The organism is Arthrobacter sp. MOO21 (genome assembly GCF_057369995.2).
On record NZ_CM170671.2, the window covers coordinates 3,914,890 to 3,930,162 of the forward strand.

Below are 15,273 nucleotides of genomic sequence, written 5' to 3' on the forward strand. Positions count from 1 at the left end.
GCCTGTCCCTTAGTTGTCCGTCGCCGCGAGTTCGCGTTCCACAGCCTCGGTCAGGCGCTCTTCGAGGGCCGGGACCTTGATCTGCTGGATGACCTCGTTGAGGAAGCCGCGGACCACCAGGCGGCGGGCAACATCCTCGGGGATGCCGCGGGCCATCAGGTAGAACAGGTGCTCGTCATCGAAGCGGCCGGTGGCGCTGGCGTGGCCGGCGCCCTCGATCAGGCCGGTCTCGATTTCGAGGTTGGGCACGGAGTCCGCGCGGCAGCCGTCGGTGAGGACCAGGTTCTGGTTCTTCTCGTACGAGTCGGTGCCTTCCGCCTGCTTCTGGATCAGCACGTCGCCCACCCAGACCGTGTGTGCACCCTTGCCCTGCAGCGCGCCCTTGTACAGGACGTTGGACTTGCAGTTGGGGACGTTGTGGTCCACGAAGGAGCGGTGCTCCAGGTGCTGGCCGGCGTCGGCGAAGTAGAGGCCCAGGAGCTCGGCTTCGGCGCCTTCACCGGCGAACCGGACGTTGGAGTTCAGGCGGACGATCTTGCCGCCAAGGGTTACGGCGATGTGCTTGTACACGGCGTCCTTGGCAACCTCGGCGTCGTGCTGGGCCAGGTGCTTTGCGTCGTCTTCCCACAGCTGCACCGAAACCACGGTCAACTGGGCGCCCTGGCGGACCAGGACCTCAACGTTGCCGTTGTGGTCGGCGGTACCGCCGTGCTCCAGGATCACCACGCCGCGGCTGTTGGCCCCGGCTTCGATGACCACGTGGGAGTTGCTGCGGCGGCCCGCGCCGTTGCCGGTCAGGACTACGCGCACCGGAGCGTCCAGTTCAGCGTTCTCCGGGATGGAGATCAGCTGGGCGCCACGGGCGTTGGCGGAGGCGACGACGGCGGCACGGTCGGCGGGGACCAGGGTGGCACCACGGGGGGCCTCGCCTGCGCCGAGGATCCGCTGCACGACGGCGGCGGGCGCCTCGACGGAAACGTCCAGGACACCGTCTTCCGACGGAGCGTCGGACAGCAGGTTGGACAGTTCCCGCACCGGGGTGAAGCGCCATTCCTCTTCCCGGCCGTTGGGCACGGCGAAGTCGGCCACGTCGTGGCTGGTGAGGCGTTCGGCGCGGGAGGCCATGACCTGCGTGCCGTGGCTGTGGTGGCGGTCAACCTTGGAGGCGACCAGGTGTTCGCCCTCCTCGGTGAAGCCGGCGATCGACGGTGCGCCGATGCGCGCCTTTTCGGTGGTTGCTTCGGCAGTCATTAACCGACGGATCCTTCCATCTGGAGTTCGATGAGGCGGTTCAGCTCAAGGGCGTATTCCATGGGCAGTTCACGGGCGATCGGCTCGATGAAGCCGCGCACGATCATGGCCATGGCCTCGTCCTCGGGCATGCCGCGGGACATGAGGTAGAAGAGCTGCTCCTCGCTGACGCGGGAAACGGTGGCCTCGTGTCCCAGCTGGACATCGTCCTCGCGGATGTCGATGTACGGGTATGTGTCCGAGCGGGAAATGGTGTCCACCAGGAGGGCGTCGCAACGCACGGTGTTGGCCGAGTGCTTGGCGCCTTCCCGGACCTGGACCAGGCCGCGGTAGGCGGCACGGCCGCCGCCGCGGGCAACGGACTTGGAGATGATGGAGCTCTTGGTGTTCGGTGCGATGTGCACCATCTTGGAGCCCGTGTCCTGGTGCTGTCCCTCGCCGGCGAAGGCGATGGACAGGGTCTCGCCCTTGGCGTGCTCACCCACCAGGTAGACGGCCGGGTACTTCATGGTGACCTTGGAGCCGATGTTGCCGTCAACCCATTCCATGGTGGCGCCGGCTTCGCAGACGGCGCGCTTGGTCACCAGGTTGTAGACGTTGTTGGACCAGTTCTGGATGGTGGTGTAGCGGACGCGGGCGCCCTTCTTCACGATGATCTCGACGACGGCGGAGTGCAGCGAGTCCGAGGTGTAGATCGGCGCGGTGCAGCCTTCGATGTAGTGGACGTAGGAGTCCTCGTCGGCGATGATCAGGGTGCGCTCGAACTGGCCCATGTTTTCCGTGTTGATGCGGAAGTAGGCCTGCAGCGGGATGTCCACGTGGACGCCCTTGGGCACGTACACGAAGGAACCGCCGGACCACACTGCGGTGTTCAGCGAAGCGAACTTGTTGTCGCCCACCGGGATCACGGTGCCGAAGTATTCCTGGAAGATCTCCGGGTGTTCCTTCAGCGCGGTGTCGGTGTCCAGGAAGATGACGCCCTGGGCTTCGAGGTCCTCGCGGATCTGGTGGTAGACCACCTCGGACTCGTACTGGGCGGCCACGCCGGAGACCAGGCGGCTGCGCTCAGCTTCCGGGATGCCGAGCTTCTCGTACGTGTTGCGGATGTCCTCGGGCAGGTCTTCCCACGTGGCGGCCTGCTTCTCGGTGGAGCGGACAAAGTACTTGATGTTGTCGAAGTCGATGCCGGAGAGGTCAGCACCCCAGGTGGGCATGGGCTTGCGGTCGAAGTACTTCAGGCCCTTCAGGCGGAGGTCGAGCATCCACTCGGGTTCGCTCTTCTTGGCCGAAATGTCCCGGACTACCTCTTCATCGAGACCACGCCGTGCATTGGCGCCGACGTCGTTCTTGTCGGCCCAGCCGTACTCGTAGTTGCCGATGCCGTGGAGCTCGGGATTCTTTTCCAGAATCTCCGAGATCACAGTGTTTTCGGCTACTGCTTTCTCTGATAGTTGGTCCGTCATCACGGCCTTTCTTGCTGATGGTTGATTACTTCGTCCAGGCGGGCGGGGGCTGCGGCCGGCGCGGTGGCCGGTTTTGCAGACAGCCTGCCTGTAGGTATGTGGGTGGTGCACACGTGTCCGCCGCGGGCCAGGGTGGAAAGACGCCGGACGTCCACTCCCACCAGCCTTGAAAAGACTTCGGTTTCGACGTCGCAGAAGACGGGGAAGCGGGCCGCGAGCTGTTGGATGGGGCAATGGCCCTGGCACAGCTGGACGCTGGAAAGCGCCGCCGGCAGCGGCGCCTTGGCTTCGATGGAAGCCGTGGAGGCAACGAAGTTGTCCCGGCTCAAGGCCGCCGACAAGGCGGCTGCGCGGTCGCGGACATCGGGCCCGGCTTTTTCGATTTCCGGTGCGTAGCGCTTTTCCATGTCGGCGAAGCGCTCGACGGCGAAGGCGCGGACGGCGTCAGGACCGGCGACCTTCTGCAGTTGCTGGAGTGCCAGGGCGGCGATGTCCAGGTAGTCGTTGCCCAGGCTGGACTGGCCCTGGGAGCTGAGGACGTAGCGGCGGGCGGGACGGCCTGCTCCGGCGCCGGGCCTGGCGATCCGCTTCACCTCGATCACGCCCGCGCGGGAGAGGTGGTCCAGGTGACGGCGCACGGCAGCCGGGGTGAATCCCAGCATGTCGCCGAGTTCGGCCGCGCTGACGGGGCCGTGTTCCAGGACCGCCGAAAGGACGCGGTCACGGGTCCGCTCATCGGCGTCAGCCACTGGGCTGGATCCCGCGGGACCGGGCCCGGCGACGGGCGCAGCTGTAGCGTGGGTCATGGAATACACAACACAATCATGTCGTAATTTACTCCCGCACTCCAGTAAGGGCAGGCTGACCTTGGGTGCGCACCAATTATGACCAGGCCGCGGCTCCACTCCCCCGCAGGCGGCGGTGAATACTACATCCCGTAGAATACTGTGGTGCGATCCCCCCAATCCCCTGTCTTGTCCATCCATGGGCTCATCAAGGACGTTGGCCCCCTCTCCAGCCTGGACGGCAAAATGCTCCGGGTGGTGAGTGGCGTTTCACTCGTTGCCGAGCGGGGGCAGGTTACAGCCCTGCTGGGCGCCAACGGTGCGGGGAAGACCACCACCTTGGAATGCGCGCAGGGACTGCAGAAGCGCAGCGGCGGCACCATCTCCCTGCTGGGCCAGGACCCGGCCACGGCAGGGGCGGACCTGCGCGCCAGGGTAGGTGTGATGCTGCAGGACGGCGGGCTCCCGCCGTCGGCCCGTCCCCTTCCTTTGCTGCGGCACCTCGCCGGACTCTACGCGCGGCCCTGGCCCGTGGAGGACCTGGTGGGCAGGCTCGGCATCGATGCCTTCAGCAGGACAGGCGTCCGCCGCCTTTCCGGCGGGCAGAAGCAGCGCCTGGCGCTTGCGGCGGCCCTGATCGGCCGGCCGGAAGTGCTCTTCCTGGACGAGCCAAGCGCGGGCCTCGACCCGCAGTCGCGGCAGCTCGTGTTCGACCTGATCGCCGAACTCCGCGGTAGCGGCATGGGAATCATCCTCACCACCCACCTGATGGACGACGCGCAGCGCCTCGCGGACTACGTCTACATCATCGACGGCGGCCGGAACGTCGCCGAAGGAACCGTCCAGGAGCTCCTGCAGCGCAATCCCGGCGCAGACCAAGGCGCGGAACACGTGCGGACCCTGGTCTTCGAGGCCCCGCCGGGGCTGGACCTTTCCCGGGTGCTGCCGGACGGCGTGGATGTCTCCGAACCCCGCGCCGGCAGTTACACGGTGACCGGGACCCTGACGCCCGGCCACCTTTCCGCCCTGGCCCAATGGTGGGACCAGCAGGGCATCATGCCGGCATCAATGAGCCTCCAGGCGCGTAGCCTTGAAGACGTCTTTTTGGATATTTCGGGAAAGGACATCCGATGAGCCCGGCGGCAACGCAGCAAACCCAGCAGCCCGCGTCCCTGCTGCGGCGTGTCCTGTTGCAGGGCAAGTACGAGGCTTTGACGATGCTCCGCAACGGCGAGCAGCTGATCCTCGCCGTCGTGCTGCCCCTGCTGGCGCTTGTCGGGCTGACGGTGACTCCCTTCCTGGACGGGATGGGCTCCAGCCGGATCAACGTTGCCGTTCCGGGCATCCTTGCCCTGTGCGCCATGTCCACGGCCTTCACCGGCCAGGGCATCGCCACCGGCTTCGACCGGCGGTACGGGGTCCTGAGGTTCCTGTCCACCACTCCCCTGGGCCGCGGCGGCCTCATCGCCGGCAAGGTGCTTTCCGTCCTGGCCGTCCTCTGCCTGCAGGTAGTGGTGGTAGGCGCTGTCGCCTTGGCACTGGGCTGGAAGCCGGTGGCCGCAGGCTGGCTCCCCGGCCTGGCCCTCCTGGCTCTCGGAGCCGCAGCTTTCACTGCCCTCGGCCTGCTGGTGGCCGGGACAGTACGCCCGGAAGCCACCCTGGCCATCACCAACCTGCTGTGGATCCTGCTTGGGGCCATGGGCGGCATCGTCATTCCCGCCGAAAGGCTGCCCGCCGCAGCCCAGGCCGTGGTGCACTTCCTGCCCTCCGGCGCACTGGGCGAGTCCATGCGTGCGGCCTTCCTTGGTGGCGCCCTGAACGGCGGCGCCGCCCTCATCCTGCTGCTCTGGACCGTTATCGCCGGGGCAGCAGCCATCCGTTGGTTCAAGTGGAATTGAGATCATTGTGAGCACGGCTTCACGCCTCCCCCAGCTGGCAGGCCGACTGGCGTCACGGCTGCCGCGTACCGTGGACGCGCGCGTCCGCCGCCTCGCCGTCGCCTCCCTGATCGGCCAGACCCTGCTGGTGGTCACCGGAGGCGCGGTGCGCCTGACCGCATCCGGACTGGGCTGCCCCACCTGGCCACGCTGCACCTCCGACTCGCTGGTCAACACGCCGGAGATGGGCATCCACGGCTTCATCGAGTTCGGGAACCGGCTGCTGACGTTCGCGCTGGCCGCGGTGGCTGCCCTGATGCTGGTGTACCTGTGGAACCTGAGGAAGGAACGCAAGGACCTGTTCCTGCTGGCACTGGGACTGCTGGCCAGCATCCCGGCCCAGGCCGTGATCGGCGGCGTCACCGTGCTGACCAACCTCAACCCCTGGGTGGTGGGCCTGCACTTCCTGGTCTCCATGGCCCTGGTGGTCTTCGCCACCCTGCTGGTCAACCGGGCCTTCGGCCGGACCGGCCGCTTCATGTCCTTCCGGTACCAGGCATTGCCGGGGCTGCTGCGTCCGGTGACGGCCGCCGTCGCGCTTTTCTCCGCCGCAGCCGTGATGCTGGGGGTTGTGGTGACGGGGGCTGGCCCGCACGCCGGCGACGCCGACGCTCCGCGCAACAACCTGGACTGGGACCTGTTTTCCCACATCCACGCCGTGCCGGCCTACCTGGTGACGGCGGGGACGCTGGTGGCGCTGGTGGTCGTATTCAGGCGCCGCATTGCCGGGCCGTTCCGGACCGCGGTCCTGGGACTCCTCGGGGTCACCGTGCTCCAGGCTGTCATCGGCTTCACCCAGTACTACAACGGCATTCCCGCACTCCTGGTGGCGGCTCACATGCTGGGCGCCGCGCTGCTCATGGCCGCCTCAACAAATGCCTGGGACATCGCCCGTTCCAGCCCCGTGCACTAGTCCAGCCCCCCGCAGGCCTCCGGGCAGCTGGAAAAGGCGCCCCGGTACCGTTTGGAACCGGGGCGCCTTTGCCTGTCGCGAATGGACCGTCCGGCCTAGCCGCGGTTCAGCGCGCCGTCATGGTCCTTCTGTCCCGCGGTCACCGCCGGGTCGAGGTTGCCTATGCCGTCGGCAGTGATCTGCAGGACGCGGGCGGTGGCAATGTCGTAGAACAGGCCCATGGCCTGCAGCCGTCCAGCCGACAGCGCCGGTCCTGTCACGGGATGGCTGCGCAGCTTACCCAGCTGCACCGCAACGTTGACCATCGCCAGCTGGTCCACTGTGCTGTAACCGGCGGCAGCTGCCTGCCTGCCAATGGGATGGCCTGCCAGCAACTCCAGGTGGCTGGGCCGCGCATGGTTAAGCCAGGCATTGAAACCCGAACCGAGGGTGCCGATGTCCTCCCCGGACGCTTCGCCAAGCACTGCCTTCATGGCACCGCAGTTCGAGTGCCCGCAGATGACCACTGTCTCCACGTCCAGGCCGTTGACCGCGAAGGACAGCGCCGAGTCGATTGAGCTGTCCCGGTGGTCATTGCAGACCACGTTGCCGATGTTCCGCAGCGTGAGCAGGTCGCCGGGGCCGCTGCTGGTGATCAGGTTCGGGTTGACGCGGGAATCGACACAGGCAACGAACAGGGTGTCCGGGTTCTGCGCGTCGGTGAGATCCTGCACCAGGGGGCGGACCTGGCCGGAGAACCGGCGGTGGTACTTGTCAATGCCGTGCAGGAGCGGTTCCTGCCGGGGCGGAAGTGGCAGCTCGGACGCTTCCTCGCGCCGGGGCGCCTGGTGTGCCGCGTCCTGGAACAGGGTGTTTCCGTGCTCTTCGAGGTGGACGGAACCCCCTGCAGCCTGGTGCTGGAGCTGCCAGGCGAGCAGGGCTTCGCGGAAGGCGTGGTCCACGTAGTCCGCGTTTAGTTCGACAACGACTCCAGCGCCGGCGGGTATGGAGTGCAGGACGCCATTCAGCCGCGGAAGCGCAAAGAAGCTGCATGAGCCGGCTATGGTGACCCGCCACGACGACGACGGCGGGGCAGGCGGGTGGGCATGGATGGCAGTCCGCAGCATCCGCCAAAGCACGCTGGCCGCTGCCAGGGCGAGGCCGATCATGACGCCTTCGAGCAGGTTCAGGAAGACCACGCAGACGAGCGTTGCCGCATAGATGGGAAGGTCGCCGGTGCGCAGGCTCGTGCGGATGTCGGCCACCTTGATGAGGCGGGCACCGATCACGATGAGCAGCCCGGCCAGGACGGCCAGCGGGATCAGCTGGATCAGTCCGGCGAAGAGGGCCGAGAAGGCCAGGACCCAGACGCCGTGCAGTACGGCGGAGGTCCGGGTGGCAGCGCCCGCTTCGACGTTGGTGGCGCTGCGGACGATCACGCCCGTGATGGGCAGTCCGCCAAGCGAGCCGGAAACCATGTTTGCTGCGCCCTGGCCAATGAGCTCGCGGTTGAGGTTGGTGCGGGGTCCGGTCTGCATCTTGTCCACCGCCACGGCGGACAGCAGGGACTCGATGCTGGCGATGAGGGCCATCGTCAGGACGGCGAAGGCGAAGGCACGCCAGTTCCCATCGGGGAGTTCCGGCAAGGCAACCGCATCAAAGATCGAGCCGTCCAGGGCGATGCGTTCGACGCCGGGCGCGAAGGCCACCGACAGGGCGGTGCCGGCGGCAACGGCGGCGAGTGGGCCGGGGACACGCCGGACCACCGCGGGCAGGAATCTCCAGCAGAGCAGGATCGCAACCACCGCCAGCCCCAGCAGGGCTGCGTGCAGTTCGAGGTTGGTGATGGCGGCGGGCAGGGCAACGAGGTTCTCAAAGGCGGAGCCGGCGGGCCGGGACCCCAGGAGCACCTGGAGTTGCTGCAGGATGATGGTGATTCCAATACCGGCCAGCATGGCTTTGACGACCACCGGAGAGACGGCCAGGGCCGCCCGGCCTACGCGGCTGATCCCCAGCAGGAGTTGCACGACGCCGGCAGCGGCCGTGATCGCGCATGTCACCTGCCAGCCAAATTCCTGGACCAGTCCGGCAACCACCACTGTCAGGCCGGCCGCCGGACCACTCACCTGCAGCGGTGACCCGCCGAGGCTGCCGGCGACGATTCCGCCGACGGCGGCTGCGATAAGACCGGCCATGATGGGGGCGCCGGAGGCGGCGGCGATGCCCAGCGAGAGTGGCAGGGCGACGAGGAAGACCACCAGGGACGCCGGCACATCTGCGCCAAGGTGGGTGAACGGCGCACGGAAACGCGTGAAGCGGCTGCGGCCGTCCTTTCCTCCCGGCGGGCTGTGGCTGGGAGCAGGAATGGTGGAGGGTCGGGCTTCCATGATTCTCCTTCGTTTGAGGATAGGGTCCGCTCCACCGTAAGCAGGTAGTCACGCCCAGTGACACGAAAAGTGACGGATGTGACAAAAATGTCATAGGCGCTGTGACGGTCCTGGCCGTTAAAGCGGAAGCGGCCCCATGAGATGGGGCCGCTTCCGGTTCGTTGCAGTGAGGGGGCTGCTGTTCCTAGCCCACCAAGGCGGGTCCGACGAACGGATCGACGGCCAGGGCGATGAACAGCAGGGTCAGGTAGCTGATGGACCCGTGGAAGACCTTCATGGCCCGCTTGTCAGGGATGTCCTCGCGCTGCGCGCGTGCGTACAGGGCGTGTGACTCGTAGAGGAACCAGGCGCCGGCCAGCACGGCGGTCACGGTGTAGACCCAGCCCGCTCCGCCTGCCGGGACCATGAGCAGTGAGCAGGCCACCATGGCCCAGGCATAGAGGACAACCTGGACGGAAACCACCTTCGCGCCGGCAATGGCGCCGAGCATGGGAACCTTCGCGTTGCGGTAGTCCTCGCCATAGCGCATGGACAAGGGCCAGTAATGCGGCGGCGTCCACAGGAAGATCACCATGAAGAGGATGATGGCGGGCCACTCCACCGAGTTGGTCACTGCGGCCCAGGCAATCAGGACCGGGAAGCAGCCTGCCGCACCGCCCCACACGATGTTCTGCGCGGTGCGCCGCTTCAGGATCATGGTGTAGATCACCACGTAGAAGAAGATGGCACCCAGTCCAAGCCAGGCCGAGAGCGGGTTGGCCCCGAACCACAGGATCACAATGGCCGCAGCACCCAGGAGCCACGAGAACACCAGCGCTTCGCGGGGGGTGACTTCGCCGGTGACCAGCGGCCGGTTCTCGGTACGGTGCATCAGCTTGTCGATGTCCCGGTCGATGTAGCAGTTGAAGGCACCGGCACTGCCGGCGGCGAAGGCGCCGCCCACCAGCGTGGCCAGGATGAGCCCGATCGAGGGAAAGCCGCGCTCCGCGTAGATCATGGTGGGCAGCGTGCTGACAAGGAGCAGTTCAATGACGCGCGGCTTGGTGAGGGCGAGATACGCCTTGGCCTTGCGGGCAAACCCGGCGCCGGTGGCCCGGGATGCGTTCAGCGGCGTATCTGTTGTGCTCACGGTGGCAGTCACCCGTTCTGTGTGGCAGTTGCGGCTGGCAGTGCAGCTCCGGTCTTGCGGCCCGCAGCCCGGGCACGCCGCGGAAGGATCAGATCCGGTGGACCGTGCGAGAGCCTGGTAACTCCGGACGGCAGTAGTGGCACACCCGGTGTTGGCCTCAAATATCATACCGCGCCGCCACGGGCCTTCCGGCCTGTCCATATGCGCAATTGATCGCTCGCATGCCGATTCGAGCAGATTAACTCAAGCTGCCGTCAGGGTGATTCACAAAAGGGGAAATTGCGTCCAAAACGTGAGATTTGCGCCGCCCGAAGTATGGATAACGGCTAAGCTGGCAGCAGGTCAGCCCGCATGAAGGAAGTAGCGGAAAACGCATTCCGAAGCACGCGGTGGCTGAGTCAAGGATCCACGTTTCGATGGCGACTGGGTACACCCGCGACGGGCGCCATACAGCGCGCCTGCAGCCGAACCAGGTGTACCGGCGCGATCAGCACAGAGAGGGGCCCGGTTTTCGTGCCACATTTGGAAGAGCAAGAACTGTCATGGACCAGCTTGGACCAGAAGGCGGTGGATACCATCCGCGTGCTGGCTGCGGATGCCGTGGAGAAGGTGGGCAATGGCCACCCGGGTACGGCGATGAGCCTTGCTCCGGCTGCGTACCTGCTGTTCCAGAAGCTGATGCGCCATGATCCCCGCGATCCGCAGTGGCTGGGCCGCGACCGCTTCATCCTGTCCCCGGGCCACACGTCGCTGACGCTTTACATCCAGCTGTTCCTCAACGGCTACGGGCTGGAACTCAAGGACCTGGAGGCGCTTCGCACCTGGGGTTCATTGACCCCGGGCCACCCGGAATACAAGCACACCGCAGGCGTGGAGATCACCACCGGCCCGCTGGGCCAGGGCCTGGCCTCCTCCGTGGGCTTCGCCTACTCCCAGCGCCGCCAGCGCGGCCTGTTCGACGCCGATGCCCCCGCCGGCGAGTCGCCCTTCGACCACACTGTCTGGGTCATTGCGTCCGACGGCGACCTCCAGGAAGGCGTCACTGCCGAGGCTTCCTCGCTGGCAGGCCACCAGGAGCTCGGCAACCTCGTGGTCATCTACGACGAGAACCACATCTCCATCGAAGACGACACCGACATCGCGTTCACCGAGGATGTCCTCAAGCGTTACGAAGCCTACGGCTGGCACACCCAGCGGGTGGACTGGACCAAGACTGGCGAATACAAGGAAGACGTGCAGGAGCTCTACAGCGCTCTGCTCGCGGCAAAGGCAGAGACCTCCAAGCCGTCCATCATCTCGCTGCGGACCATCATCGGCTACCCGGCACCGAAGAAGCAGAACACCGGCAAGATCCACGGTTCCGCCCTCGGCGCCGAGGAAGTCGCAGCGCTGAAGGACGTGCTGGGCTTCGACCCCGCCAAGTCCTTCGAGGTGGACCAGGAAGTCCTGGACCACGCCCGCCAGGTGGTGGACCGCGGCGCGGCCGCCCGCAAGGAATGGGAAGAGTCCTTCAACGCCTGGCAGGAAGCCAACCCCGAAGGCGCGGCCCTGCTGCAGCGCATCGAGGCGCAGGAACTGCCCGAAGGCATCGACGCTGCCCTACCGGTCTTCGAAGCCGGCAAGGATGTCTCCACCCGTGCCGCATCGGGCAAGGTCCTGAATGCCCTGGGCCCGGTCCTGCCCGAACTCTGGGGCGGCTCAGCGGACCTCGCCGAGTCCAACAACACCACCATCGAAGGCTCGCCGTCGTTCGTTCCGGCCTCCAAGCAGACCGGCGCCTGGTCCGGCAACCCGTACGGCCGGGTGCTGCACTTCGGCATCCGCGAACACGCCGCAGCCTCGATCGTGAACGGCATCAGCCTGGCGGGCAACACCCGCGCGTTCTCGGGCACGTTCCTGATCTTCTCCGACTACCAGCGCCCCGCCATCCGCCTCGGCGCCCTGATGGGTGTCCCGTCGCTGTATGTCTGGACGCACGACTCCATCGGCCTCGGCGAAGACGGTCCCACCCACCAGCCGGTGGAACAGCTCGCCTCGCTGCGCGCCATCGTCGGCCTGGACGTCGTCCGCCCCGGCGACGCCAACGAAGTGGCAGCGGCCTGGAAGACCATGCTGGAAAACCACGCCAACCCCGCAGGCATCGTCCTGACCCGCCAGAACATCCCCACCTGGGAACGCGGCACGGGCGACGCCGACGGCGACACGTTCGGTTCCACCGCGGGTGTTGCCAGGGGCGGCTACGTCCTGGCGGAGGCTTCCAAGGACGGCGCCACCGTCCCGGCCGACGTCATCCTGATCGCCACCGGCTCCGAGGTCCAGCTCGCCGTGAAGGCCCGCGAAGCCCTCCAGGCCGAAGGCATCGCAGCCCGCGTCGTGTCCATGCCCTGCGTTGAGTGGTTCAAGAAGCAGGACGCCGCGTACCGCGAATCTGTCCTGCCCGCTGCCGTCAAGGCCCGTGTCTCGGTGGAAGCAGGACTGGCCCTGGGCTGGCAGGAATTCGTCGGTGACGCCGGCCGTTCCATCAGTCTCGAGCACTACGGCGCTTCCGCCGACTACAAGCGCCTGTTCCAGGAGTTCGGCATCACCGCAGAAGCAGTGGCCGCCGCTGCCAAGGACTCCCTCTCCGCCCTCCAGGCCTGAACCTAAACTTCTAGGAGATCAACACCATGACTACCCCCACCCAGCAGCTCTCCGACGCCGGAGTTTCCATCTGGCTCGATGACCTTTCCCGCGGACGCCTGGAAACCGGCACCCTCCGCAAGCTCATCGAGGAGAAGAACGTGGTCGGCGTGACCACCAACCCGTCCATCTTCCACGCCGCGATCACCACCGGCACCGACTACGACGCCACCATCGCAGCCCAGGCCGCAGCCGGCGCCAGCGTCGAGGACACCATCTTCGAAATCACCACCACCGACGTCGCCGACGCCTGCGACCTGTTCGCCCCCGTCGCCGCAGCCACCAAGGGCGTCGACGGCCGCGTGTCGATCGAAGTAGACCCGCGCCTGGCCTGGGACACGGCAGGTACCATCGCCGAGGCGAAGCACCTGTACAAGAAGGTCAACAAGGACAACGTCCACATTAAGATCCCGGCAACGCTCGAAGGCCTCGAAGCGATCACGGCCACCCTCGCCGAGGGCATCAGCGTCAACGTGACCCTGATCTTCTCCCTCGAGCGTTACCGTGCCGTCATCAACGCCTTCCAGTCGGGCCTGGAACAGGCCAAGGAAAACGGCCACGACCTCTCGAAGATCCACTCCGTGGCCTCGTTCTTCGTCTCCCGCGTGGACACCGAAATCGACAAGCGCCTCGATGCGATTGGCACCGACGAAGCCAAGGCCCTCAAGGGCAAGGCCGGGCTGGCCAACGCCCGCCTCGCCTACCAGGTCTACGAGGAGCTCTTCGCCACCGAGCGCTGGGCCCTGCTGGCCGACGCCGGCGCACTCCCCCAGCGCCCCCTGTGGGCATCGACCGGCGTGAAGGACCCCGCCTACCCGGACACGCTTTACGTGACCGAACTGGTGGCCCCCGGCGTCGTGAACACCATGCCGGAGAAGACCCTCGACGCCACCTTCGACCACGGTGTGGTTACCGGTGACACCGTCACCGGCACCTACGCGGAAGCCAACGCCACCCTCGACGCACTGGAGAAGCTCGGCGTCTCCTACAACGACGTCGTTGCCATCCTCGAATCCGAGGGCCTGGACAAGTTCGTGGCCAGCTGGAAGGAACTGCTGGCCGACGTCGAAGGCGCACTCGCCGCTGCACGGAAGGCCTCCTAACCACCCATGAGCACACTCAGCTACGAAGCCACCGGTGCCGCACAGCAGGCACTGGAACAGCACCTCCCCGCCCTGGTTGAGGACCGGATCGCCACCCGGATCTTCGCGAAGGACCACACCTTGTGGGGCCCCGACGCGGAGTCCGAGTCGGCCATCCGCCTCGGCTGGGTCGAGGCGGCCACCGTCTCCCAGCCTCTGGTCAAGGAAATCCTGGAACTCCGCGACGCCCTCCGGGCCGAAGGGGTTACCCGCATCGTGCTTTGCGGCATGGGCGGGTCCTCGCTGGCCCCGGAGGTCATCGCAGGCACCGCCGGCGTCGAGCTGACTGTGCTGGACAGCACGGACCCGGACCAGGTCCGTGCTGCCCTGGCGGAGCGCCTGGCCGAAACCGCCATTGTGGTTTCGTCCAAGTCCGGGTCCACCGTTGAGACCGACTCCCAGCGCCGGGCCTTCGAAAAGGCGTTCAACGACGCCGGCATCGACGCAAACAGCCGGATCATCATCGTCACCGACCCCGGCTCCCCCCTGGACAAGGCTTCCCGCGAGGCCGGCTACCGCGCCGTCTTCAACGCCGACCCCAACGTCGGTGGCCGCTTCTCCGCCCTGACCGCTTTCGGCCTGGTGCCGTCCGGCCTGGCCGGCGTGGACATCCAGGCCTTCCTGGACGAGGCCGAGGAAGCAGCCGAAGTCCTCAACGAGGACGCACCGGAGAACATCGGCCTGGCCCTGGGTACCGCGCTGGGCGGAACCAAGCCGTTGCGCAACAAGATCGTCATCGCTGAAGACGGCTCCGGCATCGTGGGCTTCGCCGACTGGGCGGAACAGCTTATCGCCGAATCCACCGGCAAGCTGGGCACCGGTGTCCTCCCGGTCGTGGCCGGTCCCTCATCGCCCGAGGCGAAGACCGGCGCCGACGACGTCCTGGTGGTGCGCCTGGTCGGCGCCGACGCCGACGTCGAACTCGGTGCCAACGAGGTTGCCATCGCCGGTGGCCTCGCGGCGCAGATGATGGTGTGGGAGTTCGCCACCGCAGTGGCCGGACGCCTGCTGGGCATCAACCCGTTCGACCAGCCGGACGTCGAAGCTGCCAAGGTGGCGGCCCGCGGACTCCTTGACGCGCAGCCCGAGCCTACTCCGGCCGCCTTCGTCGACGGCGCCATCGAGGTCCGCGGCGGCGAGTGGCTTGGCGCTGCCGCAACGGCCGAAGAAGCAGTCCGTGCCCTGCTGGACACCCTTCAGCCGGACAGCTACCTCAGCGTCCAGGCCTACTTCGACCGGCTGGCGTTCGCTCAACTCGAAGGCGTCCGCGATGAGCTGGCCGCAGCAACCGGCCGTCCGGTGACCTTCGGCTGGGGACCGCGCTTCCTGCACTCCACCGGCCAGTTCCACAAGGGCGGCCCCGCCATCGGAGTGTTCCTCCAGGTCACTGCCGCGCCCACGGAAGACCTTGCCATCCCTGACCGTCCCTTCACCTTCGGTGAGCTCATCACCGCCCAGGCGGCAGGGGACGCCCAGGTCCTGGCAGAGCACGGCCGTCCCGTGCTGCGCCTCCACCTCACCGACCGTGCCGCCGGCGTGGCGCAGCTGCAGGACATCGTCGCTGCCCTGTCCGCCCGCGCATCCGCAACCGAAAGCTAAGGCGCAGAA

Annotated in this window: 11 protein-coding genes; 6 read left to right on the top strand and 5 right to left on the bottom strand. The window is 66.9% G+C overall.

From position 1 onward, the window contains the following. Positions 1–9: 9 nt before the first annotated feature. Genes sufD through AC2JAJ_RS18270 form a run of 3 tightly spaced genes read right to left on the bottom strand, consistent with a single transcriptional unit; the run spans position 10 to position 3,520 of the window. Positions 10–1,251 (bottom strand): Fe-S cluster assembly protein SufD, encoded by a 1,242-nt coding sequence (sufD, locus tag AC2JAJ_RS18260; protein ID WP_486414952.1) that lies wholly within the window; start codon positions 1,249–1,251, stop codon positions 10–12. Next, positions 1,251–2,714, bottom strand: coding sequence for a Fe-S cluster assembly protein SufB (gene sufB / locus AC2JAJ_RS18265; protein WP_043454764.1), 1,464 nt, complete (start codon positions 2,712–2,714; stop codon positions 1,251–1,253). Before sufB ends, sufD begins: the two co-directional genes overlap by 1 nt. Further along, entirely contained in the window at positions 2,714–3,520 is an 807-nt protein-coding gene (locus AC2JAJ_RS18270; protein WP_260323507.1) for a helix-turn-helix transcriptional regulator, read from the bottom strand. Before AC2JAJ_RS18270 ends, sufB begins: the two co-directional genes overlap by 1 nt. Positions 3,521–3,664: 144 nt before the next feature. Between AC2JAJ_RS18270 and AC2JAJ_RS18275 the strand changes: the two genes are divergently transcribed. Genes AC2JAJ_RS18275 through AC2JAJ_RS18285 form a run of 3 tightly spaced genes read left to right on the top strand, consistent with a single transcriptional unit; the run spans position 3,665 to position 6,349 of the window. Then, the gene (locus AC2JAJ_RS18275) at positions 3,665–4,633 is read left to right on the top strand and encodes an ABC transporter ATP-binding protein (RefSeq protein WP_486414951.1); all 969 of its coding nucleotides are present in this window, start codon (positions 3,665–3,667) and stop codon (positions 4,631–4,633) included. Further along, positions 4,630–5,397 carry an ABC transporter permease gene (locus AC2JAJ_RS18280; protein WP_486414950.1) on the top strand — a complete coding sequence of 256 codons (768 nt, stop codon included), beginning with the start codon at positions 4,630–4,632 and terminating at the stop codon, positions 5,395–5,397. Before AC2JAJ_RS18275 ends, AC2JAJ_RS18280 begins: the two co-directional genes overlap by 4 nt. A 7-nt stretch (positions 5,398–5,404) precedes the next feature. Continuing rightward, entirely contained in the window at positions 5,405–6,349 is a 945-nt protein-coding gene (locus AC2JAJ_RS18285) for a COX15/CtaA family protein (RefSeq protein WP_486414949.1), read from the top strand. 95 nt (positions 6,350–6,444) lie between these two features. Here the strand turns inward: AC2JAJ_RS18285 and AC2JAJ_RS18290 are convergent, their stop codons facing one another. Together AC2JAJ_RS18290 and AC2JAJ_RS18295 are read right to left on the bottom strand one after the other, a co-directional pair. Continuing rightward, positions 6,445–8,715, bottom strand: coding sequence for a SulP family inorganic anion transporter (locus AC2JAJ_RS18290; RefSeq protein ID WP_486414948.1), 2,271 nt, complete (start codon positions 8,713–8,715; stop codon positions 6,445–6,447). Between the two features lie 184 nt (positions 8,716–8,899). After that, a complete protein-coding gene (locus AC2JAJ_RS18295; RefSeq protein WP_486414947.1) occupies positions 8,900–9,856 on the bottom strand; it encodes a heme o synthase in 957 nt (318 codons plus the stop codon). 510 nt (positions 9,857–10,366) lie between these two features. On the opposite strand from AC2JAJ_RS18295, the gene tkt reads away from it, so the two are divergent. The 3 genes from tkt to AC2JAJ_RS18310 are packed head-to-tail and all read left to right on the top strand — an operon-like array spanning position 10,367 to position 15,264. Next, complete coding sequence (tkt, locus tag AC2JAJ_RS18300) at positions 10,367–12,484, top strand: transketolase (RefSeq protein WP_221385634.1); 2,118 nt, start codon at positions 10,367–10,369, stop codon at positions 12,482–12,484. Between the two features lie 26 nt (positions 12,485–12,510). Then, a complete protein-coding gene (gene tal, locus AC2JAJ_RS18305) occupies positions 12,511–13,626 on the top strand; it encodes a transaldolase (protein ID WP_221385635.1) in 1,116 nt (371 codons plus the stop codon). 6 nt (positions 13,627–13,632) lie between these two features. Beyond that, the gene (locus AC2JAJ_RS18310) at positions 13,633–15,264 is read left to right on the top strand and encodes a phosphoglucose isomerase-related protein (protein WP_486414946.1); all 1,632 of its coding nucleotides are present in this window, start codon (positions 13,633–13,635) and stop codon (positions 15,262–15,264) included. The last annotated feature ends 9 nt before the right edge of the window (positions 15,265–15,273 follow it).

Bases quoted from the DNA above. Each gene is read 5' to 3' on its own strand.
- sufD (WP_486414952.1), bottom strand. From the start codon at position 1,251: ATGACTGCCGAAGCAACCACCGAAAAGGCGCGCATCGGCGCACCGTCG.
- sufB (WP_043454764.1), bottom strand. From the start codon at position 2,714: ATGACGGACCAACTATCAGAGAAAGCAGTAGCCGAAAACACTGTGATC.
- AC2JAJ_RS18270 (WP_260323507.1), bottom strand. From the start codon at position 3,520: ATGACCCACGCTACAGCTGCGCCCGTCGCCGGGCCCGGTCCCGCGGGA.
- AC2JAJ_RS18280 (WP_486414950.1), top strand. From the start codon at position 4,630: ATGAGCCCGGCGGCAACGCAGCAAACCCAGCAGCCCGCGTCCCTGCTG.
- AC2JAJ_RS18290 (WP_486414948.1), bottom strand. From the start codon at position 8,715: ATGGAAGCCCGACCCTCCACCATTCCTGCTCCCAGCCACAGCCCGCCG.
- tal (WP_221385635.1), top strand. From the start codon at position 12,511: ATGACTACCCCCACCCAGCAGCTCTCCGACGCCGGAGTTTCCATCTGG.
- AC2JAJ_RS18310 (WP_486414946.1), top strand. From the start codon at position 13,633: ATGAGCACACTCAGCTACGAAGCCACCGGTGCCGCACAGCAGGCACTG.